Origin of the sequence: Pseudomonas sp. WAC2, assembly GCF_030403525.1 — a bacterium.
GTDB lineage: Bacteria > Pseudomonadota > Gammaproteobacteria > Pseudomonadales > Pseudomonadaceae > Chryseomonas > Chryseomonas luteola.
In genome coordinates, this window is record NZ_JAUEPD010000004.1 from 32,821 (window position 1) to 54,801 (window position 21,981).

A 21,981-nucleotide genomic window follows, 5' to 3' on the forward strand; every position below is an offset into this window, starting at 1 on the left:
ATTGAACATTACAGTTATGAGGTCCGTGCTGAATTACGGAATGCCATTCCTACCATAGACCAGAAAACCGGAGCGCTCAGCCAGCCGATCATAATAAGTGTTCAAGGCGGGTAGGTGGAGATGTGTTACAGGCGTTTCGAACCATCGGTTCACAGAAAGACCGATCGGAATGTCCGCAAGCGAAAAGACTTCGCCTGCTACATAACCCTTGGTTTTCTGAAGCTGGGCGTCAAGGATGGCCATACATGCTGACCATTGGTGATGACTCTGGCTGATTTGTTCTGGATCCTGATGGTTGGGTAACCGCCTTACCAGCGCTTGGAAGGCATAGCTCCAGGAGGGGTTCAGCGTAGAGGCCTGCCAGTCGATCCACTGATCAATGATGGCGCGACCCTTATTCTCCACCGGATATAGAGCCTCTCCATTATAGTGGTTCGCCAGATAGCGAATGATTGAATTCGATTCCCACAAGACGAACCCCTTGTCCTGGATAACCGGGACCATGGCGTTGGGATTCAGAGCTAGAAAGTTCGGATCATCCGTTGGCCTGAACCCTGTGCCCCACTCTTCAAGAGTGAAGGGAATGCCAAGCTCTTCGCACGTCCACATGACCTTGCGAACATTGATCGATGTCGCCTTTCCCAGAACCGTCAGCATAGTATTTCCCTTTAGAGGTTACTGCTGATTCTACCCATTGCCTGAAATGACTAGTATTTCTCAGGACGTCAATGTTTCAAACCAGCCTGCATAGGGCGTGTTGGCAACTTGTCGGCGGTTATAGTCGGGCGCTCCGTCTGTCCACCACACTGGCCCACGCTCACCTAAAGCGCGCTTGGCTTCATCGACCCGGTGGCGAGCCTGCTGTTCAGCCGCTTTGTCGTGGTTGCGCTTCGCTTGGCCCACCTCTCTGCGCGCCGTCATCAAGTCGTGGGTAAGCACCTTGCGTTGCGCCTCTGGAAGTGCAGGATTGGTGCATCGCCAGAGTTGACCACGTACCACGAAATAGCGGCCATCAGGCGTAACGGGGTAGGGGGGCGTATCAATACTCATAGGTGTACATATAGGCCCGTGAAAACTTTTTAGAGCGTTGGGCGGACAGGTTTATTTGCTCGAGAGATGCTAGGAAAACAGCAGAGCAAGTTGGCCTAGGTCGAACACGGAGCATGCTTCATGGATAGTGGTTTAATCGTGTGCCGCAGCGGGTTGATCAACTGGAGGTGTTGTTCAACCCGTTCAAGAAGGGTCAGGTACTGGGAGTCGCAGAGTACGCAACACCCGTTACCATATCGATTAGCTGGCCGATCGACCACGGTTTGGGCAGAAACCTGACCTTATACTTGATGCTGGCAGTGGCTGGCGTGTCATAACCGGACATTACGATGATGGGAATATGAGGCCATGTAGCGCCTACATGATTGGCAAGTTGGGCACCGTCCATCGAGCCTGGCATACGGATGTCGGTGATCAGCAGGTCGATATCTGCCGCCTTGTCCTGCAGAAGGGCATGAGCCACGTCGGCCGACTCTGCGGTCATGACGTTGAAACCCTCGCCATCCAGAAGCTCACGGACGAATTCCCGAATCACTTCCTCATCTTCTACAACGAGAACAGTGGAGGGGGTGCGGTTGGTACCTTGTGTCGATTGTTGACTATACATATGTCAGTGCTTTTCCAGATATCTGCCAGAAGCCGTCGTCAAACGGATGTACTCGGAGGACTCGGCGTATTCCCTATGTGGTTCGAAGAAATGGACACAAAGAGAGTGATTAAGTGCCAGCCGGAGTCATGATATTGGCGAATTTGTTGTATCCGTACAGGCTTGGCCAAAGCGTTAGGCCTGGATCTGGACGAGTAGCTTACAAGTAAAATAGATGTAGAAAAGCCAGCAAGATGCTGGCTTTTCATGCAGGTACCGTTTATTTTCTGACCCACTTTCCATTGAGCTGGATGTATTGCCCCGCGGGTGTCTTCTCGATCGCCTTCTTGCCGGCGATGGCTTCTACGTCACCCAGCTGGATGCCATTTTGCTGAGCCAGACGCTGGTACTCATCGCGGCGGGCCTGATTGATCAGATTGGCAATTTCGGTGCCTTGGCTGCTCCCGTCAACCGCGCCCAAGTAGCCATTGGGTTGTTCGCCTACCTGGCCACTTGACTTGGCATGGCTCAGGGTGGCCATCGCCTCGTTGAGGCTCATGGCCCAGGCGGGACTGGTGAAAAGCAGGGCCAGCATCAAACTGGCAACACGGATTCGCATGGCTGGCTCCTTAGAATAGACCGCTGTTTTCGCTGAGAACGTTGTCCAGTGCCTTGTCTACTTTGATGTAGATTTCATGCTGGATTTTTACGTTCAGGTTGATGTTGATCGGCTCGTTTGGAACCGCGACCTGTACGGTAGGTGTACAGGCTGCTGCCAGGAGGCATAAGAGCAACATGCCGAATAGTGGGCGCAACCCCATTAGGGCTTCTCCTCGGCTTTGGGGCCAGTTTGATCATGATGCAGGCGTTCCTGCACACGACGTTGAATGGTGTCGCTGACTCGGTCAGTCAGTTGCAGACTGGTCAGTAGTTGCGGAATGTTTTCTTCAAGGTTGATTCCAAAGTTGAACGCTCGTCCCTTTTCAATATCAGGGTTGCGGCCCTCCAGGCGGAGTGAAAGCATCAGTGTACCGTCTTCACGGTAATCAACGCCGCTACGAAGTACCTCGTAATGGAAATCGTCGAGCGCATCGGCTACCAGTTTCATCCCGGGATTGCTCCGCCCTAGCGCTTTGATTCGATCCGAGCGGAAGCGTAGCATGCCGGCTCCACGTGCGCCGACAACGCCTTGCTCGACGCGAATACCCTGGCGCGTCCAGTGCAGGGGTAACTGCCCGTCAATTGTACCTTCGCCGCTGAGCCCCTCGGTCGGGTAGGCTTCCAATAGTGAAGCGACTTGCAGACCTGAGAGATGCACCGGCAGCGCAAGCGTGAAGTCGCCCAGGTTGCCTTGGCCTGGCGGTATCCACAGGCGACCTCCCAATATGGCCGTTTGAGCCTGTTGCCAGGACAGCGTGCCGGCCAGTGGATCATCCAGCCGAGCGCGATAGGCGCCGCTCAATTCAAGAGGACCTAGAGTAAACCCTGGGTTAAGGCTATCGGCTTTGAACGCAGGCAATGCTACGCTCAGCTGATCGTTATTCAAATCAAGCGCAACCTTTGCACCAACGCCATGCATTTCCAGGCGATCGTAAATACCGCCCAGACCTTGAGCATCCAGATCAATATGCAGGTTCATGTCGCCTTGTTGAGGGACACGAAGGGCAAGCTGGCCGTCAAGACGTCCCGTATTGAATTCCAGCAAGGCCGGCCAGGCGGTAAATGTGGCTGCAAAGGGATTTCCAGCCCGCATGAATAATGTGTCCAGTATGCCTTCCAGGACGAACGACTGATCAGGAGACTGACGAAGCCGGGTCTTGAGGCTGAGGCCTGTATCGGTCCTGAGTGTACCATTTAGACCTAGTGCCCGATCCGTCAACTCAAGCTGTCCATCCCAGTTCCATTTGGCAGCTTTGAGCTGCGGGTGAGCAATGCGCTTGGTCTCGAGCTGAGTGTTGCCCTTCAATGTGAAATGCACGTCCTGCTGATCGTCCAGCCGCCCCATTAGGTTGAGCCCAGGCGAAGTTGCAGATACGTTGTCCAGGCGTGTCCCCGAAGTACCGCTACCGATGTCCAGCTGGCGCGCACCTAGCATGATATTGGAGAAGGTCAGCTCAGCACTGCGCTGATCCATCTTCCCTTGCGCCTTCAGTTTGACGTCGAGAGTGTGAACGGCAACGCTGGATTGCTTAAAATTTGGAACGGTCCCATGCAGATCAAGCCCATCCACCAGGAGGCGCCAAGAGGCCTGAGTAGCAACCTTAAGGCGTCCCTTCAGGTCCAGAGCTGCTTCGCCACGGGAGGTTAGGGTAAGGTCGAGGGGGAGCAGCACGTCCGGCTGATCAATAGGTGCAGGTGTCTGCGCCCGGATATGGAGTTGGTCGGGTCGTATACCCTGCGGGAGTTGGAGCTGCCAAGGTTGGTTCTTTACTGCAAGTTGCAGATCGGCTTGCAGGGCTCGAGGCATTACATAGCCGTGATCCACTGTAGCATCCACGCTGGCATCGCCTCGAAGTGATCCCAGTCCTGGCACTGGCCAGGCTTGGGGTAAATGCGCATCAAGCCGAATACTGCCTTGTGCATTAAGCAGGGATTGGAGGTCGTCAATTGTGTTAGGTAGGGACAACTGCCAGTCACCTTGTACTCGAAGAGCACCCGGCAAGGATTCAGCGTTCACGGCAGGCATTGGCCACCACTGGTTGATCCAGTCCAGAACCCAGGGGCCTTCATTAAACGCAGGAATCAGGAGGTCACCGCCCCAAGCCACTCCGTCGCCGTGGGGCGTTAGCGCAGTCCGTAGCACAAGCCTTGGCTGATCATCAATGGCAAGGTTGGCTGTCAGGCGTGGTGCCTCTGGTGTGCCTTCAAGCAAGGCCAGGGTTTGTAATGTGCGCCCCTCATGACGAAGCGTGAGCTCCAGGCTGAGGGGCAAGGCCTGGTTGTTTGCCTGGCTTGCACTCAAGGAGCCTTCCAGCCTGCACTGGCCTTGTGCGCAGGGCAGAGACAACGTGAAATTAGGTGCATCCAGACGATCGGGTAGCCATGTCGGTATGGCGAGAGGAGCGTCAAGGTGCAGAGGGCCAATAGGCTTACTGCTGGTACCGTTTGGAATAGCAGTCAGCGCGAGCTCAACGTGATCGATCCTGAGATGACGCCCGGTCCACTCAAACATCAGTGGCCCGGTGTTGAGTGACTGCTCTGTACCATCTTTATCGGCTTGGACAAGCGATAGGCTCTGTAACCCTATCGAGTGAGTATTCAGATACAGCCCTTGTAGATTCCAGTGTGTAATACCCAGCGAGCGAATCAATAACGCAAAGCCGAGCGAACCGGATGCCAGCAATAACAGGAAAACTACACTGGCCCAGCCTAAACGCCGAAACCAGCGTAGGGCGCGAGAAGAATTGACGTTAGACAGTGGACTCACCGCTCGAATACAGGCTCGACGTTAGGGTGAAGCGTCTAAACCACTGAATCAACCCTGGTGCCTTCGTTTTGCATTAAATGCTTATTTTTCTCAGTAATACCAGCCCATTATAACGCAACCAAACTACAATGACGCTTTTGTAATCAAGACAAAAAAGCCCCGGGCGTTTAACCCGGGGCTTGGCGAACACGCTAATGTTACAAGCAGAATGTCAAAACAAAGTTGAACACCAGGGCGGCGATGAAGCCGAGTGGCGCTGCTTTGAACAGGAGCTTGGGAAAGAGAGCAGAGCGGCTTTGTTCAGTGGGGCATGAGCCCAGCAGCAGGCTTCCCCCGGAAGAGAAAGGCGAAATAGAGGTTGCCTGTGCCCCCGCTACGATGCAGATGAAAATGATCATCGGATCAATGGACAGATTAGCGGCAATTGCAGGCACGATCGGGAAGAGCGCAGGTGTTACCACGCCCAATGTACTTGAGAACAAGGACATCAGCGCCGCGACCACACCAAAAGCAACAGGTACCAGGACGGCCGGTATGTTGGCGCTGATCCAGGACGCCAGAAGATCAACCGTGCCGGCCTTGATCGCAACCGAGATCAGCATACCTACGCCACAGATCATGATGATGGTAGACCAGGGGAGCGTAGCCATGACCTTGCGCTCATCGCCCAGCTTGAGCAGCAGTGCAATCACGGAGAAAACACTGGCGATCAGACCAATATCCATCTTCGAGTTGATAAAGCTGATCGTGTCATTCTGGGGGAAGATAAGGTGGGCGATAGGAGCCAGCAAGACAAGCCCCATCATTAGAAGGGTCAACCACAGCGTGGTTTTCTGATCTTTTGTGAAGGGTGTAGGTGCGCTGATGTTGAACGCAGCCTCCTTCATAGACTGCTTGGGCCCGCTGAGCAGGACAAAGCCAGTGATGACCAGTAGTGGAATTACAATCGTACTGGCGAAAATGCCAAAGCTGTTGATAAAGGCGGTTTGTTCCGGAACTCCTGCATTTACCATCAGGCCGCGGAAGATAATCCCGCTCTGGCTGGAGACAAAATTGGCGCCACCTAATGCTCCGTAATTTACTGCCATCGAACCTAATATTAGGCTCATGCCGGTTCGTTCGCACAAGAGCAGCGTAATAGGCGCCATAAATGCTAGTACCGTATAGTACCCAGCGCCTAAGGCCGCGATCAGAGTGGCGGTAACAAAAACGGCGTAGGGCAACAGGTAGGGTACTTTTCTGCAGCTGTACAGCAAATGCTCCGACAGTTTTTCCAGCGTGCCGTTAACGATGGCAAAACTGTAGAACAGGCATACCGAGAAAATGATAAAGAAGATTTTGAGCGGCCAGAGGTTGATGACTTCCGACGGACTCATACCCATCACAAACGAGCCGATCAGGTAAGCGAAGGCGATAGCAAACAGGCCGATATTGATCCGGGTCTTGTACCCGAGGACAATGGCAACGGCAATCGCCGTCACGACGAGCAGACTCATCATAATTGTCTTTCCTTGTTGTTATTGTCTGGTTTTCAGGGCTTGAACTTGAACAGTCTGGCCGGGTTGTCCACCAGCACTTTCCTTCTTTCCAGCACATCCGGGAGGAGGGAGGTCATTATTGAAAACTGGGCATCATAATCGGTCTGGTCCTCGAAGCGGGTATGAGGCCAATCGCTACCCCATAACAGTTGATCAGAGTGTCCATAGGCGTTGCGCAATATATCAACCATCTGGGTAGCTTGCTCTAGACTGGCCTTGCTTCGATAGGTCGCGGACAGTTTGACCCATATAGCGGAGTCAGGCAGAAGCGACAGGAAGGCCTGATGCTCTGGCGTTTCAGGATCTATACAGCCGGCGGGCAAGCCGAAGTGGTCGATGACAACGTTGACCCCTGCATCCAATAGCGTTGGAACGATAAGGCAGAGGTCTTCTATGGCACGCTGGATTTCGACCGACCAGTTTCGGTCGGCCATCTTCTTGAAAAAGGTTTGCCACCGTGGCTGTGAGTAATCCTCCAGCGGAAGTCCGACCAGGTTCAGTCTTACACCCACTACCCCTGCCTTTTCCAATTCATTGAGTTCGGCGTCACTGACTTCGGAATCGACTACCGCTGTGCCACGTAACCGTTCCGGATAGACCCGCAGCGCACCTACCATGAAGTTATTGTTGGTCCCCAGGAAGCTGGGCTGTACCAACACACCATGGGAAAGCCCGCAATGCTCCAGATGAGCCAGATAGCTTTCCACAAGGGCATCGTAGTCAGGGCTGTAGCGCCGGTTTTCAGTCAGGGGAAGGTCACGGGAAAAAATATGTGCATGGGTATCGATACCCGTGATGGGCATATATGGCTGAGACATGGGCACTACCCTTGTTGTGTGTTTTGGCAAAGGTAACCACCACCCTTGCCCATAAAACATATATTCATCTATATGAATAGAGGAACGTATAGCGATGCGTGTTAGCTGTCAATGCATCACCCGGCGGTGCTCGTGGTAAAGTAGGTCTACCAGTCGTTTGGATGACGATATGAACAACGCAAAGCTGGGACAGGATGAGCGTTTACCGCTCTATCAACGGTTGAGTGATGAAATACTGGCCAGGATTGCGTCAGGTGAATGGTTGCCAGGCCAGTCGATCCCCACCGAGGCTGAATTGACCAAGCTCTATGGCGTTGCCATCGGGACGGTGAGAAAGGCAGTGGATACGCTGGTGAGCGAGGGCTTGCTCGAACGAAGCCAGGGCAGGGGGACGTTTGTTCGTCGGCCAAGCTTCAATGCCTCATTCTTTCGTTTTTTTCGCCAGATAGATTCGTCCGGTAGCCAGGCTGTGCCGACCAGTCAGGTACTCAGCCGCACGCTCGAGCAGCCTCCTCAGGCCGTGATCCATGCATTAATTCTCAAGAAGCATGAGCAGGTAGTACATCTGGAGCGCGTCCGTGTCATCGAGGGGCAGCGGAAATTCTATGAGGATATCTGGCTTCCCGGCTCGAAGTTTTCCAGGCTTCTAGACGTAGACCCAGGCAGGTTCGGCAATCTGCTTTATCCCTTTTACGAGCAGCAATGCGGCCAGCATGTCGCATCAGCGCAGGAAACGCTGACGGTGGAATCGGCTTCGGCTGAAACGGCTCGGATTCTGGAAATCGAGGAGGGCAAACCGGTTGTCGTGATCGAACGTATCGCGCTGGGCTATGACCGGCTTCCCATCGAGTACAGAGTATCTCGAGGTGCGGCAGAAGGCTTTCGTTACCAGGTCGAGATAACCTAAAGAGTCACTTTAAAATCGGCCGTTTCCAATAATTATCCTGGACGTTCTCCACGGTATGTCTGATCAGACCACGCCCAATCTGCCTCTGGATGACAAGCGTTTTGCTGAGGTAGCCAGTCTTATTTCAACCGCTCGCCAGCGAGCGGTTCAGGCCGTCAACATCGAGTTGATCGATTTGTATTGGCGGGTAGGGGCGTATATCAGCGCCAAGCTTGAAACCGCGGAGTGGGGAGACGGGGTCGTCGATCAGTTGGCGCGCTATCTTGCACAGACTCAACCCGGCTTGCGTGGTTTCACTCGCGCCAATCTGTTCAGAATGCGCCAGTTCTATGAAGCGTACCGTAACGAACCATCACTAGCCGCTCTGGTACGGCAGTTACCATGGACCCACAACCTCATTGTTCTCAGTCAGAGCAAGCGCCCCGAAGAGCGTGAGTTCTATTTACGGCTGGCCATGCAGGAACGGTGGTCCAGCCGTGAGTTGGAGCGGCAGTTCAAGTCTGCACTGTTTGAGCGCTCCGTTACGCAGCCTGCAAAAGTCTCGGCAGCGCTGAGACAAAGTCATCCTGAGGCGCTGAGTGTGTTCAGGGATGCCTATATGGTCGAATTTATTGGGCTTCCGGAGGGACATGCAGAGGCTGATTTGCACCACGGACTGCTGCAGCGACTCAGGGATTTTCTGATCGAACTCGGGCGGGATTTCTGCTTCGTCGGCTCCGAGTATCCCTTACAGGTCGGTGGACGGGATTTCGCGTTGGACCTGCTGTTCTTCCATCGGGGCCTGAATTGCTTGGTGGCCATCGAGCTCAAGGTAGGCCGATTCGAGCCGGAATATCTGGGTAAACTCGAGTTCTACCTTGAGGCGCTGGACCGCACCGTACGCAAGGTGCATGAAAATCCTGCAATTGGTGTTCTGCTCTGTGCCAGCAAGGATGATGAAGTCGTTGAGTACGCGTTGAATCGATCTTTGTCGCCTGCGCTTGTAGCGGAATACCAGACCCATTTGCCCGACAAGAAACTACTGCAGGAAAAGCTGCATGAGTTTTATCGGTTGAACAGTCGTGACGATGACATGAGTGACACTTAGCGGATCTTATTCAATGCGAAGGTCTGCCAGGACGATTTGATTCTGTCCGCTTTCCTTACCTTTGTACAACGCCTTGTCTGCGCGCTTTACGGTAGCAGATAGCGACTCCGAGACCGCCATTTCGCAAACTGCCAGCGTAGCTGTAATAGCGATGTCCTGATTGTTAATGGTACACGGCAGTTGGCGGATATCGTCCAGTAAGTTCTTAGTCACCTTCATTGCGTCCTGTACTGTATCCTAGACTATTCTGAAGATGTTTGATAAATGTCCTGACTTTGGCTGAAAGGAAGCGGCGGTGAGGGTAAACAGCATAGAGAATGGGGGTGTAGCTGGTCTTCCACGCTTGCAGTAGCGGTACTAGGCGACCAGCTTTTATGTCATCGCCAATGATGAAGCTTGGCTGCAGAATAATTCCATGACCTGCCAAGGCTGCAGTTCGCAAAACATCGCCGTTATTGGCCCGAAACATCCCGGATACCTTGACTCGTACTTCTTCTTCGTCGCGTTGAAAGAGCCATTCATTACCCTGGCGCGCGTACGTATAGTTGAGGCAGCGGTGTTGTCTGAGTTCCAGTGGATGCGCTGGCGTTCCATGCTGTTTCAGGTAGAGCGGTGAGGCACACACCACTAAGTCGAGTACGGCCAGTTGACGTGCGACTAAGCTGGAGTCGTCGAGCTGACCAATACGTACTGCCAGATCGAAACCTTCCTCTACAAGGTCAACGACTCGGTCATTCAGTTCAAGATCAACATATACCTCTGGGTATCGCTCCATGTATCGGGCAATTACCGGGGCCAGCTGCAGGATACCAAAGGAGAACGGGGCATTGACCCGTAGCCGCCCCCGCGGATGCTGGACATCAGACTGCAGGGCTGTTTCCAGGTCATCAAACTCGGCCAGTAACGGAAGAATGCGCTCATAGAGTGCACGACCCGCATCGGTAAGGCTTAGCTTGCGTGTCGTCCGGTTAAGCAGTCTCACATCGTATTTACGCTCAAGAAAGGCGATCAGTTTCGTAAGTCCCGAGCGGGACAGTTCAAGTCGATCAGCGGCCGCAGCGAATGACCCTAGTTCCACTACTTTGACGAAGGCAGATAGCGCAGAAAGCGTATCCATGTCGATTTCCAAAATGTAAATAATTCATTTTTATTTACCCTATTTATCTCTAAAAGGGAAATACAAAGAATAGCGGTATCTGACCGACCGCACTTTTTTCTAAGGATTTAACGATGGATACTCGTACCGCTCCCTATGCCGCGCTCCTGTTGCGCTTAGCGCTAGGTATCATGTTTCTGGCCCACGGCCTTACAAAGCTGTTCGTTTTTACCTTATCGGGTACCGCACAGTTCTTTGAATCGGTTGGTTTTCCAGGCGTGCTGGCCTATCCGGTTACGTTCTTCGAAATTCTGGCGGGTGCAATGCTGATACTGGGCATCCTGCCTCGCTGGGTTGCAGCCGTTGCGGCAGTACAATTACTGGCAGCCTCTTCCGTACACTTTGGAAACGGCTGGTCATTTACCGCAGCTGATGGCGGCTGGGAATATCCTGTTTTTCTGGCGGTCACGGCCGCTGCGTTGGCACTCCTGGGGCCCGGTGCCTTGGCTCTGAAGCCATCGCTTCGTAAGGATTAAGGTTCTAAACCGCGCTGCACCCTTGAGGAGAACACCATGAGCCGACTTCCCACGATTTTCATATCCCACGGTTCGCCAATGGAGGCATTGGATGCAGGGCGGGCAGGGCAGGCCTGGACGGAGCTTGCCGCGGCGTTACCACGTCCGCGAGCCATTGTAATGGTATCCGCTCATTTTTCGGCACCATATCCAGTGCTCGGAGCGACCTCGCAGCATGACACCATCCATGACTTTTATGGCTTTCCTCAGGCGCTTTATGCGCTGCGCTACAACGCGCCGGGTGAACCTGACCTGGCTTTTCAGCTGGCAGAGGCGTTGCAGGCTCAAGGGTTGCCGGTACGTATTGATCCTAATCGCGGGCTGGATCATGGCGCGTGGGTGCCACTGCGTTACATGTATCCTGATGCCGATGTTCCAGTCGTCAACCTGTCCATTGATGAAAACAAGGGCCCTGCCTATCACTACCAGCTCGGTCAGGCATTAGCGTCATCATTGGCTGACGACATACTCCTTATTGCGTCAGGCAGTCTGACACATAACTTGGGCGATTTTCGCAGGCCGCACCGGTCCGTTCCCCGCTACGTCACAGGCTTTCAGGTGTGGATGCAAGACCGCCTGAAGGCTCGAGATATAGCCGCTCTGCTGGACTACCGTGGGCAGTCACTGGAGGGCGTTCAGGCTCACCCGAGTGATGAGCACTTGTTACCTCTTTTCGTTGCATTGGGTGCAGCGGGTGAGCAGAGCGAGGCACACGTATGGTTCAGCGAGATAAACCATCAGATATTGGCGATGGATGTGTACCGGTTTGAGCGCAGCCCTATTTGAGACATCGATAATGAGGTGTGTCTATGGACTATAGATACGGTCTAACCTGAAGCAAAAGTCGGTTACAGGCTAGATACAATAGGCCCTCAAGCTCTTGTCGTCCTACCGCTGGCTTAAGATTTAAAACAGCTTTCCAGGAAAGCCGCAGACGCAAGTATGATCTCCACGTCATTATTTCTTCCGCAAAAAAGACAGTCCTGGGGGCGCCTGGTATTACGCTATATAGCGTTGCCTCCAATGCAATTTTGGGAGGCCAGAGAAGCAGACAGTCAATCGCTCCCATATTAGGTAACAAGACTGTTCCCCAGCGAAAATCCTTGACGCAGACATCTATAATTAGATCGTTTTCCCCAGGATCAGTGATCTGTTGTATAGGTGTAAGTACCAGTACGTCCCGTAAGCATCTGGCAAGGTGTTCTTCAATGGTGCTCTTTTCAGACGGAAAGTCTGGCTCGAGAAACCGGGTTAAATCGCTTCGAGATCTAACCGTTACTGTTCCAAGAAACAAGCGGGATGTTGGTCTGCACGCATGTCGTTTGAACATATTCCTGGGCTGGTCCTGGCTGCGCCAATTAAGTCAACGCTCAATATGACTGCACAAATGTTCCAGATTCAATCGGAAAGAGGCTGATACGATACCAAGACGATCTGTTTGTTGCCGTCCATGATATCAAGGCGAAAGTCCTAACTATGACAGACGACAGGAAAAGCTGGGTTCACCTGAGCCAGGACGCTGAAACCGGCATCGAGACCATTCGTGCTCATTTTGAGGGTCATGCCTATGATCCCCATTGGCATGACAGCTATCTTGTAGGGTTTACCGAGCAAGGCGTGCAGCAGTTCAGCTGCCGCAATGCGCTGCACGTCAGCACCCCTGGTAAGGTCTTCATGCTTGAGCCGGGTGAGATTCACGATGGCCATGCGCCGGCAGAGGGTGGGTTTACCTACTCCATGCTTTATCTGGAGCCGCAGTGGATCGAGCGTGAGTTGAGGATGTTGCATGAGGATGCGCCTGTACAATGCCTTCCCAGTTTTGGCGCAACACTGACCGATCAGACCGAACTGATAATCGCCATTGCCGATGCGTTCAAAGCGCTCGAATACAATGAGTTGAGAATAGTAAGGCAGACCGCGCTGGATCAACTGCTGATCAAGCTGACCGACCATGTGAAATGGCGAATGCGGGGAGCTTATGATCCCAGACTTCCGTTGGTAGCTTATCGCGTTCGAGATTATCTTCACGCTCACATGCAGGACGATGTAGGCCTGGATGAGCTTGCTAATACCGTAGGCGTGGATCGATTTCGCTTGACCCGAGCCTTCAAGGCCGCCTTTGGTTTGGCACCCCATGCCTACCTCATCCAGCTGCGACTCGCCAAGGCTCGTTTTATGTTGGCGAAAGGCGATCAACCGGCCGAGGTTGCCATGAGACTCGGTTTTGCGGATCAGAGCCACATGGGCCGTTGGTTCCGCCGCGCCTATGGGCTGACTCCAGCCAGCTACCGCAAGTGCTGCTCAAATCTTCCAGACGCCTCACGCAGCTAACACCACAATTGACTTCAGCCGTATAACTGTGGAGTCGATAAGATGATTTCTGTGCCGTTCATTCTGTTCTCTCTGGTAGCCTCCATCACTCCAGGGCCCACCAACATCCTGGTGTTAAGTCACAGTGCCCGCTATGGATTCTGGAAGGCATTACCTATTGTCCTGGGTGGGTGTGCAGGCGCGGCCGGTATCGTGCTGGTAACAGGCGTGGGGATTGGCGAAAGCCTGACGAGCTACCCGTTGATCCAGCTCGTGATGAGCACTGCCGGCGTGCTGTGGTTGAGTTATCTGGCCTGGCAGATCTTTAGCAGCCCAGCCACGCCATTGAATGAGATGAGTGAGTCCATGGCCAATGACAAGCGCGTCGGGTTTGGCGGAGCGGCCGGGTTGCAGCTGATAAATCCAAAGACCTGGATGATGGCGATCGCCGTTATCAGCGTGTTTACGCAAGCCGGGTCAGACAAGGCCGCGCAGGTGGTACAGCTGACATCTGTATTCTTTGCGATATCGATTCCGTGTCTGACGGCATGGGCAGTGCTGGGCTCAAGCGTTTCGCGCTGGCTCGATTCTGCCATCCGTGTCAGATACTTCAACCGTCTCATGGGCCTGCTGTTATTGGGATCGGCTTGGCTGAGCCTGCTTTGATGTTTGTCCCATAGTTAGGCCAGACAACTGCCTGGCCTAACTATGGCTGTCTTCATGTAGTACTTTCAGGATATTTGGCTCGAGCCAGCCAGCCCTTCCATAACCATTTTCTCTCATGAACATCCAGAGGAGCATCGAACGCGTGCAATGCTAGCCACTGGTTGAAACGCAGCTGTTCGAGTTCTTCGGCTGGCTTGCATACCGGCCCACCCAGAACCTGTTCGATATTGTTAAGCAGTGGGGCAGGTACCTGTTCGCGGTACAGGCAAATCTGCTCTCTCAAGACATCCAGTGTATAGGTGAGGATTTCCTTGTCAGAAAACTCAGGCACGGACATAAGACACCTCTTGCAGCATTGATCATTAAGCAAAAACGGTTAAATACGATCCGTCGCGATGTCACATGAAGCGGGTTAGTGCTGAGTCGTTAGTTGGGCAAGCAAAAGCCCCATTTCTTTTACCGGCACGCAGTAGTTCGGGTTACAGGCGCTAAGTTCATGAATAGCTGTGGTATAGCTAATAGCCTGTCTTTGATCCTCTACGATACAGACTCCCCGGCGCCTTTGATGGCACGCAAGCCCTCGACGCCGTCTCGTCCCGATGCTGATAACACCGCGCCTATTGTACGCGGCCCAAATACCTTGGCTGCAGAGGTGAACAGTTTATCTGCTGAGGCATGCTCATGCCTTGCGGAATCAAGCCGTTTAAGCCTGATCATGCCCTTGGGCTCTATAGTGACTTGATACCCAGGCGGAGTGAGATAGACGCAGTCCGCCACGAGTAGCTCGCCGGGTGTGCATACTTTTACGGGAAGGAAGGTATAGCGTCCCATAAGCGTTACGAGCGCCTCTACAGGGCTGTCGGTTGCTATACGAAGCATCACAACGACACAGGTTTCCAGGCGGGAAGGAAACGTGCTGGCGAGCTGGCATAAGGCTCTAAGACCAGGAAGGGGGGAGGTAATAACTACAATGTTGTTGATTGAGCTCATCTTAAACTTCTCATGCAAAACGCTGTGAAAGCATGTCCTGATGAAAAGGTAACTCCGGCTTACTGCCCTCACGCTCCGTATGCGGCTGCGTACAGACGGAAAAACAACGGGAATAAAAAACTGTATCGCCGCGAGTACAACAACTTCGCCAACACACTAAACGCGGCGATACAGAGGAGCACACTTCATGAGCTATGACATCACTACAGAACAGGTTCAAATACAACCTGTATTCAATGGAAAGCTGGGTGAAAGATAAGTTGCAGAATTGCTAAATCATTAAATTTTCTGAACTTTATTCAAATACAAATTTTGCTAAGTAGATACCAGACGCTGATTAAGATAGCGCTTCGTTGGAACGTCGCAATTGTGCAGATTTGCTTTTTAATCTTCTACATGAAAATTGTACGTGTATAACTATGGACCTATCTGTTACGTCTTAACCCTGTAATATCTTGAAACATCCATCCATCCTTATATAAGACTACGGCAGCTGAAACAGATAAGCTTTAGTCCCGGGTCACAGCTGCTACTCGCCGTCGACGTTGGACGTAAGCAGTGAGTCAATGGCGTGAGCGTTCAAGGGCATACGATGCTACCGGTCTCATCTACCTAGTAATCACACAGAAACAAGGCTTAGTACCCCTGTTTTGGCTAGCCGATATCGAGCAAGGTCTTCTGCCAGAAACAGCGAGCCCTGGTAATGGTGTGCGGCCTCACTACGGATATCCTCAATGGAGGGAGACTGCTCCGGATTGGCTTGATAGCGGGCGCTAAAGTGCGTCAGGACAAGATTGGGCAGCCCGCTGGATTGGGCAAAGCTTGCAATCCCGGCCGCTGAGCTATGTCCGAATGTATCGCCAGCCCTGTCTGCAACATCTTGTGTATATGTCGACTCATGAACAAGCACCTGAGCTGGCTGGCAAAAGGTCCGCAACAGCTCGGGCTGATCGTTGTCACCGCAGACGACCAGGCAGCGAGCCGCATGGGGGTAGTACACATAATCGCCGCTTTTAAACGTTTGGCCTTCATGTACCACATCAATGCCTTTACGCAGCTGTCCCCAGATTGGGCCGCGTGCAATACCTTCGGCATTCAATTTTTCAGTGTTTAGATGAGGCTCACGGGCTGTTTCGGTAAACCGATAGCCGAAAGAGAGCACGCGATGGGAGAGGGGCGTAGCATCGACCGTCCACCGTGGAAATGCCCACTGCCCTAGCGCCTCAGCCGGCAGAAACTCTACGTCAAAGGGCAGGTACAACTGGGTGAATTGTCGAGTCGCGTTAAACCATTCGGCAATGCCCGCCGGGGCAATGATGGGAAGTGGCTTCTTTCGGCCTGACATGCCTGCGCTGGCCAGGAGGCCTGGCAAACCATAACAGTGGTCACCATGGACATGTGTAATGAAGATGGCCTGCAGATCATGCAGCGACAGACGTGTACGCAGTAGCCGGTGCTGAGTGGCCTCGCCGCAATCAATCAGAAACCAGGCACTGCCCATCTCTTCCTGTAGGGCAAGCCCGGTCACGTTGCGTTTCTTGGTCGGTACGCCGGCGGACGTGCCCAGAAATAGTAAATCCACAAATGCCTCTATTTATCGGTGCCGCACCAGTATCAAGACATAGTGTATATCGCAGATGGCTGCAAGGTGGTGAGCATGAGACTTGCCGACCTCCGTGTCGGCGTATTTCAGAACGCTCAGGTTCCAGGCGCGACGTCATTTCTGGCGATTCGGATCTCTTGCACCATGGCCTCGGAAAACTTCTGGGCGGCTGACCAGCGCAGGTGGATTGCATCTATGAAGGATGTTTTGGCGGTAATCCATTCCTTGTCGCCATTCCAATACTGGGCCTTGGTGGGCGCCAGGGCGGTAGCAAGCTGCTGGTCGAAGTTAGCCAGAAATACACCCGTTGGATCTTGCTGGGCTTTCCAGTCAGGATGTAATGGCGTGGATACGACCGTTAATTGCCGTCCCTCCTGGTACAAACGGGTAGCCAGGGTTTGCAGGGCATTGAAACAGGTTGAATCCAGCACCTCCGGGCGGCCATACAGCAACTCCCGACTGTTTAGCGTATTCAGTGGGCCATCGCCGTAGCGATTGAACACCAGAGGATCGAACTCGATACGGTTGGCCCGCTGATCCTTCACCTTCAAGGCATTGCGCATCAGCGAGCCGGGGGAGAAATAGTGCATGTAGTAAAGCCAGGGTGACGTTTTCTCATACACGTACTGATCAACATCGTTGCGATTGAATACGGCAGCCGAAACACGCCAGCAACCCGCAAAGTCCTGGGGGTCGACTACCATCAGGACATGCCTGACGGTAGGTTCCCGGTCAAGTAGCCAGTTGGCAACGTATACCGATTGATTGGCATGCAGACCACAGAAGGCGCCGTTCAGCGGGCGCGTACCTGGGGAATGCCTGACGATGGCATCACCATCGATATGCCTCCAGGCTACAGATGACCCTATCACCAGCAGGTCTGGCGATTCGATGGGATTTTCACGTAGAAAGCTGAGTTTCTCATCAACGCACAGGCTATTGGAGAATGCCGGTGGGGGCAAGTTATCTGTGCCGCGCAGGCCGAGCAGCAGCATCCAGAACGCCGCGAGGGCACCTGCCATTCCGCCAAATAGTGCCAGCAGGTAGCCGGCAGAAATCCTGCTGCCGGAACTGGAGGTGGGCTTGTCATCCGCTGCTGAAGTCTTCATGACACCGCTGCTCCTTCGAGTTTGGATTGGATCAGCTGAGCGAAATGGCCCACATTCTTGAGTGACTCAAGCTCTGCGGTCCTGAACTTGATACCAAAACGCTGCTCTGCCGCCACGATCAGGATGACATGCGTCTGGCTGTCCCAGCCGTCGATGTTGTCAGCGGTCATGTCTGAGGCAAGCACAATGTCCTCGTCATCAAACACATCGCGGAAGACCTGGGTCAGTGCGTTGAGAATGTCCTTATCGTTCATACGTCAGTAACCTCGATGAAGTGGCGGGAAGTACGGGGTGAGAGCAGGTCATAACGCCAGAAGCTGGCGTTGGGGATAGCGCCTTCAGGTGCTGGGCAATGATCGAAGCCCAGCGCTGCATAATGTTCGGCAACCATGCCGTTCCGGTCGGTAGGGCGATATTCGCCGATGAGCGCTGCCCAGCCAGCTGCCGTCGCGCGTTTGATCAGTACGTCGAGGACGGCCTCTTCTACCTGACGGCCCAGGACGCGGCAGCTCATCAGCCAGGTATCGATAAGAAGTTCATCCTGAGCCCATGCGGTATCTGCGCGTGCGAGAACTACGCTGATCAGGCCGTTATCACCGAATTTGTCGCTCAGGCGCACCGCAAGGGCAACTGCATGATTATCTGCTGCAAGGCGTTCGACCTCCACTTCGCTGTAGCGGCGCGTCGTAAGGTTGAACTGATTGGTCTTGTTAATCAGCTGCGTGGTACGGATCAACTCTGCCGGGCCGATGGTGGTAGCGGTAAGAACCATCTGCAGACCGCGCAGATAACCTTCCATGTCGGTTGCCTGGCTCATGGCAACCTTGCGTTCGGCGTTAAGGGCGTAGTGACGGCTGCGTGCAGTGTCGTCTGTGGTGAACGAGACTGTCTCGAAATAACCGGCAGCCGCTACGCGAGCAGGGTAGTCGGCTACATCCTCGGGAAGTTCCGGCACCGCCACCTCGGGTAGCTCACGGCGAACAATGTCACGCTCAGCCGGGTTATCGTCGACAAAGACTAGGCTGTCGAGGCCGATATTGAGCATGGAGGCAATACGACGCAGGTTGCTCGCCTTGTCCTCCCAATTGGCAACAAAGGCGGCGATATCGGAGCGCTTGAGACCCATTTCCGGGTGGTCGAACGCCGCTTCAGCTACTGCCAGATCGTTCTTGCTACAGACCGCGAGAATGATGCCTCGTTTGGCCAGCTTCCCTGCGTAATGCTGGAATGCCAGAAACGCTTCACCGACCGGTGATCCCTGGCCTATCTGGATGCCATGAACACCATCGTCGCCAATCACGCCGCCCCACAGGGTGTTGTCAAGGTCCAGGACCAAGCACTTGCGTGAGAGACCGACCCCGGCAGCAGCAACCCTTGCCAGCTGATCGCCATAAAGGGGGGCCAGCGTTGGGCTGACCAGCTGTTTGGCTTGGTGCCACCGCACAGGCTCAGCCAGACCGGTGCCATACATTCCTTGTGCAGCTTGCCACGCCAGGTCCATCAGCAGTACACCTTCTTCCCTTGCCGCTGCACGGATGGCGGTATTGAGCCGCTCGATTACGGCAAAGGGCGCGGCTGGAACATGGGCTTCGAATGAGCCGAACAGCAAGGGTTCTGCAGTGACAAGCGTTTGCTGAATAACCTGCGCTGCGTAACGTTCCCGGGCGAGGCGCCAGAGGTGGCGTAACTCCTCGATACGCGTCTCAACGGCGCTTGAAACCTGCGCCTCTGATGCATCCAGGGGCAGCTGCAGGGAAGTGTCTTTTGCATCCACGGCCAACAGAATCACCTGGGGGGCAAAGGACGATAGCGCAGGGTCGTCCATCAGTAAGGCCTGTCGATACATGCCATACGGGGCAACATACACGGACAAGGCCAGACGCCGGGAGAGGCCTGCTACCCGAATGGCAGGAACGAGATGGTCCACGGTATGGGAGGAAAGCAGGGCGATGCGCAAGGGACGCAAACCCAGTGCTGCAAGATCTCCTGCTGTAGTGAGATCACTCAGTCCTTCTGCGGCAAGCTTATCCAGTCGGGTGGTAAGGGTGAAGTCGCGTCGAAATCCGGATAAGTAAGCCGCCTGACTGAGCCGCTTGGCAGGGTCTGCCTCTCGCTTGGCCTCGCTGATCGCTGCGCTGAGATCTGGATGAGGGGGAAGCCAGGGTAATAGGTCCATCATGGAATGCTCCTGTTTCGACACTTAGAACTGGAAGTAAAGAAACTCGGTCGGGGCCGCAGAGAACGCAGAGGCCAACGCAAAAAAACCCAGTACACCCAAGGCAGCGCCTAGCACCGGCGTAGGTCGCCACGCCACGAAGGGGAACCAGTGTTCGATCCAGTTTTCCTTTGGCCGAAAGTTCAGGGCAGTGCGGAAGTGATGCATCCACTGGCCGATATTGGGCATGGTCCAGACAAAGGCCAGCAACATAGCGATGGCCAGGAAATCGGACTTGTCGAGCTTGGTCGAGACGTCGCTCAGGCCCACCATGCCGGTGAGGATTGCCATGGCAGCGGACACGCTTTCGGCTCGGAAGAACACCATGGCCACCACCACACAGGTGAAGGTGAGCAGCAATGCAGCGACCTGATGGATTCGGTTGTCACTGTCGAGCTTCCAGCCTTTACTGACCTTATAGGCGCGCCAGCCATGGGCGACCACAAGGTAAAAACCGTGGAGTAGCCCGAACGCTACGAATTGCCAGCCGGCCCCATGCCAGACGCCGGAAATGAACATGGTGAAAAGGGTAGGGTAGGCCACCAGCGCTACAAAGGTACCAAGCGACATTTTTCCGCGCTTGGGCAGGGGCTTACCGGCAGCCAGCCGTGCACGGGTAATCCGCATGACGATGGGATTGTAGATATAGGCGGTCAGAAAGCGTGTCAGCGTCATGTGCCAGCGAGACCAGTAGTCGATCACGTTGCGTGCCTTAAACGGGCTGTTGAAGTTGGCCGGTAGGCTTATTCCAAAAAGAAGCCCCAGGCCGATCGCCATGTCGCTATAGCCGGAAAAATCAAAATAGATCTGGAGGGTGTACGTAAGCGCGCCGGTCCATGCGTCGAAGAAAGAGGGCGTCACGCCGTCGGCTGCCAATGCAAACACCGGCGAAGCTTTTTCACCCAGCGGGTCGGCGATAACAACCTTCTTGAATAGCCCCAGCAGGAAGATAGTGGTGCCAACAGTGAGATTATCCAGGCGGGGTTTGAAGTTGTTGCGTTCGCGAAACTGCTCCAGCATCTCACGGTGATGGGTAATCGGTCCGGCGATCAGGTGCGGAAAGAAGGTAATGAAAAGGCAGTAGTTGAGAAAATTATGTTCAACAACTTCACCGTCGTGTGCATCGACCAAATAGGCAATTTGCTGGAACGTGAAGAACGAAATGGCCAGGGGTAGAATGATGTCACTGACCGTCCAGCCTGTATCGAGCACATCGTCAAGCGTGCCGAGCAGAAAACCGGTGTATTTGTAGTACCCCAGCAGTGCCAGGTTGGCGGCAATACCTAGTGTCAGGGCCCAGCGGGAAGGGTTGCGAAGTAGATAGCCACCCAGCAGGTAATTAAAGATCATGCTTGCGGCCAACAGCGGAACGTTGGCTGGATTCCACCAACCATAAAATACCAGGGAGGCGAGTGTCAGCCAGACGATCGCCAAGCGTTGTCGACCCGTCCCACCCAAAACAAAAAAGCCTAACAGTACGACAGGAAGAAATCCGGCTATAAACGCAAACGAGTTAAAAAGCATCGTCCTGACCCTCTTAACAACGCCGCTCCATGGCCAAGGGCTCGCCCGGCGACAAGCCAGAGCGGGGTGGTTTCCTTGGCACTGCATCATGAATGGCTATCACTGATATCCACCGCGGCCATCTACTACCGACCGCGCATAAGTGCCTTTCACCGTCGCGTACGGGGATTTTGATCCAGAACGTTTGTGCGCTCGGCCACAGAAAAATCCTATATCTTCGTGTAGCACCTATGCTTAGCGCTTGCCAAAAAAGCTCGCCGCTTCAAGCGGAAGATTTGCTTATTTGTGTGATCTAGTTTGCTTTGTGTGGAAAGAAAAGCGCCGTTTATTAATGTTCTGTTAATGAGTCTTTACCAGATTGCCCATAAATTGTGACGGCTATCACTCATAAATGGGACGCGGTTGTTGTTGCTCCTTAAAACAAATAACGGAATTACAAAATAATACCAGCCCTATTAATGGTTTAAGAAAACTACCAAA

23 protein-coding genes are annotated in these 21,981 nt (G+C 53.8%); 6 read left to right on the plus strand and 17 right to left on the minus strand.

Going from position 1 to position 21,981, the window contains the following annotated elements; all coding sequences use genetic code 11:
• Window positions 1-33: 33 nt before the first annotated feature.
• The 8 genes from QWJ10_RS09720 to QWJ10_RS09755 all read right to left on the minus strand — a co-directional run bounded on the left by QWJ10_RS09720 (window position 34) and on the right by QWJ10_RS09755 (window position 7,419).
• The gene (locus QWJ10_RS09720; protein WP_289925896.1) at window positions 34-657 is read right to left on the minus strand and encodes a glutathione S-transferase; all 624 of its coding nucleotides are present in this window, start codon (window positions 655-657) and stop codon (window positions 34-36) included.
• 60 nt (window positions 658-717) lie between these two features.
• Window positions 718-1,050, minus strand: a complete 333-nt coding sequence (locus QWJ10_RS09725) for a hypothetical protein (RefSeq protein WP_289925898.1) — start codon at window positions 1,048-1,050, stop codon at window positions 718-720.
• 193 nt (window positions 1,051-1,243) lie between these two features.
• The gene (locus tag QWJ10_RS09730; protein WP_019363877.1) at window positions 1,244-1,657 is read right to left on the minus strand and encodes a response regulator; all 414 of its coding nucleotides are present in this window, start codon (window positions 1,655-1,657) and stop codon (window positions 1,244-1,246) included.
• 259 nt (window positions 1,658-1,916) lie between these two features.
• A complete protein-coding gene (locus QWJ10_RS09735) occupies window positions 1,917-2,255 on the minus strand; it encodes a YdbL family protein (protein ID WP_289925903.1) in 339 nt (112 codons plus the stop codon).
• Window positions 2,256-2,265: 10 nt separating this feature from the next.
• Complete coding sequence (locus tag QWJ10_RS09740; protein ID WP_289925905.1) at window positions 2,266-2,457, minus strand: YnbE family lipoprotein; 192 nt, start codon at window positions 2,455-2,457, stop codon at window positions 2,266-2,268.
• Entirely contained in the window at window positions 2,457-5,063 is a 2,607-nt protein-coding gene (locus QWJ10_RS09745) for a YdbH domain-containing protein (RefSeq protein ID WP_289925907.1), read from the minus strand. The genes QWJ10_RS09740 and QWJ10_RS09745 overlap by 1 nt, the downstream gene beginning before the upstream one ends.
• Before the next feature lie 197 nt (window positions 5,064-5,260).
• Window positions 5,261-6,562 (minus strand): SLC13 family permease, encoded by a 1,302-nt coding sequence (locus QWJ10_RS09750; protein ID WP_122044126.1) that lies wholly within the window; start codon window positions 6,560-6,562, stop codon window positions 5,261-5,263.
• Window positions 6,563-6,594: 32 nt separating this feature from the next.
• Complete coding sequence (locus QWJ10_RS09755) at window positions 6,595-7,419, minus strand: amidohydrolase family protein (protein WP_289925912.1); 825 nt, start codon at window positions 7,417-7,419, stop codon at window positions 6,595-6,597.
• A 169-nt stretch (window positions 7,420-7,588) separates the two neighbouring features.
• Between QWJ10_RS09755 and QWJ10_RS09760 the strand changes: the two genes are divergently transcribed.
• The gene (locus QWJ10_RS09760; protein ID WP_074825680.1) at window positions 7,589-8,326 is read left to right on the plus strand and encodes a GntR family transcriptional regulator; all 738 of its coding nucleotides are present in this window, start codon (window positions 7,589-7,591) and stop codon (window positions 8,324-8,326) included.
• 55 nt (window positions 8,327-8,381) lie between these two features.
• Window positions 8,382-9,413, plus strand: coding sequence for a PDDEXK nuclease domain-containing protein (locus tag QWJ10_RS09765; protein ID WP_289925916.1), 1,032 nt, complete (start codon window positions 8,382-8,384; stop codon window positions 9,411-9,413).
• A 6-nt stretch (window positions 9,414-9,419) separates the two neighbouring features.
• Here the strand turns inward: QWJ10_RS09765 and QWJ10_RS09770 are convergent, their stop codons facing one another.
• Window positions 9,420-9,626 (minus strand): hypothetical protein, encoded by a 207-nt coding sequence (locus QWJ10_RS09770; protein WP_197873502.1) that lies wholly within the window; start codon window positions 9,624-9,626, stop codon window positions 9,420-9,422.
• Window positions 9,619-10,530: a LysR family transcriptional regulator gene (locus QWJ10_RS09775; RefSeq protein WP_289925919.1), complete on the minus strand. Its 912-nt coding sequence runs from the start codon at window positions 10,528-10,530 to the stop codon at window positions 9,619-9,621. The genes QWJ10_RS09770 and QWJ10_RS09775 overlap by 8 nt, the downstream gene beginning before the upstream one ends.
• A 113-nt stretch (window positions 10,531-10,643) precedes the next feature.
• On the opposite strand from QWJ10_RS09775, the gene QWJ10_RS09780 reads away from it, so the two are divergent.
• The 4 genes from QWJ10_RS09780 (at window position 10,644) to QWJ10_RS09795 (ending at window position 14,060) form a co-directional block, all read left to right on the plus strand.
• Window positions 10,644-11,045: a DoxX family protein gene (locus QWJ10_RS09780; protein ID WP_019363867.1), complete on the plus strand. Its 402-nt coding sequence runs from the start codon at window positions 10,644-10,646 to the stop codon at window positions 11,043-11,045.
• A gap of 36 nt (window positions 11,046-11,081) precedes the next feature.
• Entirely contained in the window at window positions 11,082-11,870 is a 789-nt protein-coding gene (locus tag QWJ10_RS09785; RefSeq protein WP_289925923.1) for a class III extradiol ring-cleavage dioxygenase, read from the plus strand.
• 690 nt (window positions 11,871-12,560) lie between these two features.
• Complete coding sequence (locus QWJ10_RS09790) at window positions 12,561-13,415, plus strand: AraC family transcriptional regulator (protein WP_289925924.1); 855 nt, start codon at window positions 12,561-12,563, stop codon at window positions 13,413-13,415.
• Window positions 13,416-13,457: 42 nt separating this feature from the next.
• A complete protein-coding gene (locus QWJ10_RS09795) occupies window positions 13,458-14,060 on the plus strand; it encodes a LysE family translocator (protein WP_197871866.1) in 603 nt (200 codons plus the stop codon).
• 52 nt (window positions 14,061-14,112) lie between these two features.
• Here the strand turns inward: QWJ10_RS09795 and QWJ10_RS09800 are convergent, their stop codons facing one another.
• The 7 genes from QWJ10_RS09800 to QWJ10_RS09830 all read right to left on the minus strand — a co-directional run bounded on the left by QWJ10_RS09800 (window position 14,113) and on the right by QWJ10_RS09830 (window position 21,501).
• Window positions 14,113-14,397 (minus strand): hypothetical protein, encoded by a 285-nt coding sequence (locus tag QWJ10_RS09800; protein ID WP_019363862.1) that lies wholly within the window; start codon window positions 14,395-14,397, stop codon window positions 14,113-14,115.
• 200 nt (window positions 14,398-14,597) lie between these two features.
• The gene (locus QWJ10_RS09805; RefSeq protein ID WP_289925928.1) at window positions 14,598-15,050 is read right to left on the minus strand and encodes a chemotaxis protein CheB; all 453 of its coding nucleotides are present in this window, start codon (window positions 15,048-15,050) and stop codon (window positions 14,598-14,600) included.
• Window positions 15,051-15,669: 619 nt separating this feature from the next.
• On the minus strand, window positions 15,670-16,632 hold the full coding sequence (locus tag QWJ10_RS09810) for a ribonuclease Z (RefSeq protein ID WP_289925929.1): 963 nt from the start codon (window positions 16,630-16,632) through the stop codon (window positions 15,670-15,672).
• Between the two features lie 116 nt (window positions 16,633-16,748).
• Window positions 16,749-17,762: a hypothetical protein gene (locus QWJ10_RS09815; protein WP_289925930.1), complete on the minus strand. Its 1,014-nt coding sequence runs from the start codon at window positions 17,760-17,762 to the stop codon at window positions 16,749-16,751.
• Window positions 17,759-18,016, minus strand: coding sequence for an acyl carrier protein (locus QWJ10_RS09820; RefSeq protein WP_122044138.1), 258 nt, complete (start codon window positions 18,014-18,016; stop codon window positions 17,759-17,761). Before QWJ10_RS09820 ends, QWJ10_RS09815 begins: the two co-directional genes overlap by 4 nt.
• Window positions 18,013-19,938 carry an HAD-IIIC family phosphatase gene (locus QWJ10_RS09825; protein ID WP_354669627.1) on the minus strand — a complete coding sequence of 642 codons (1,926 nt, stop codon included), beginning with the start codon at window positions 19,936-19,938 and terminating at the stop codon, window positions 18,013-18,015. Before QWJ10_RS09825 ends, QWJ10_RS09820 begins: the two co-directional genes overlap by 4 nt.
• Window positions 19,939-19,962: 24 nt before the next feature.
• On the minus strand, window positions 19,963-21,501 hold the full coding sequence (locus QWJ10_RS09830; protein ID WP_289925936.1) for an MBOAT family O-acyltransferase: 1,539 nt from the start codon (window positions 21,499-21,501) through the stop codon (window positions 19,963-19,965).
• Between the last annotated feature and the right edge of the window lie 480 nt (window positions 21,502-21,981).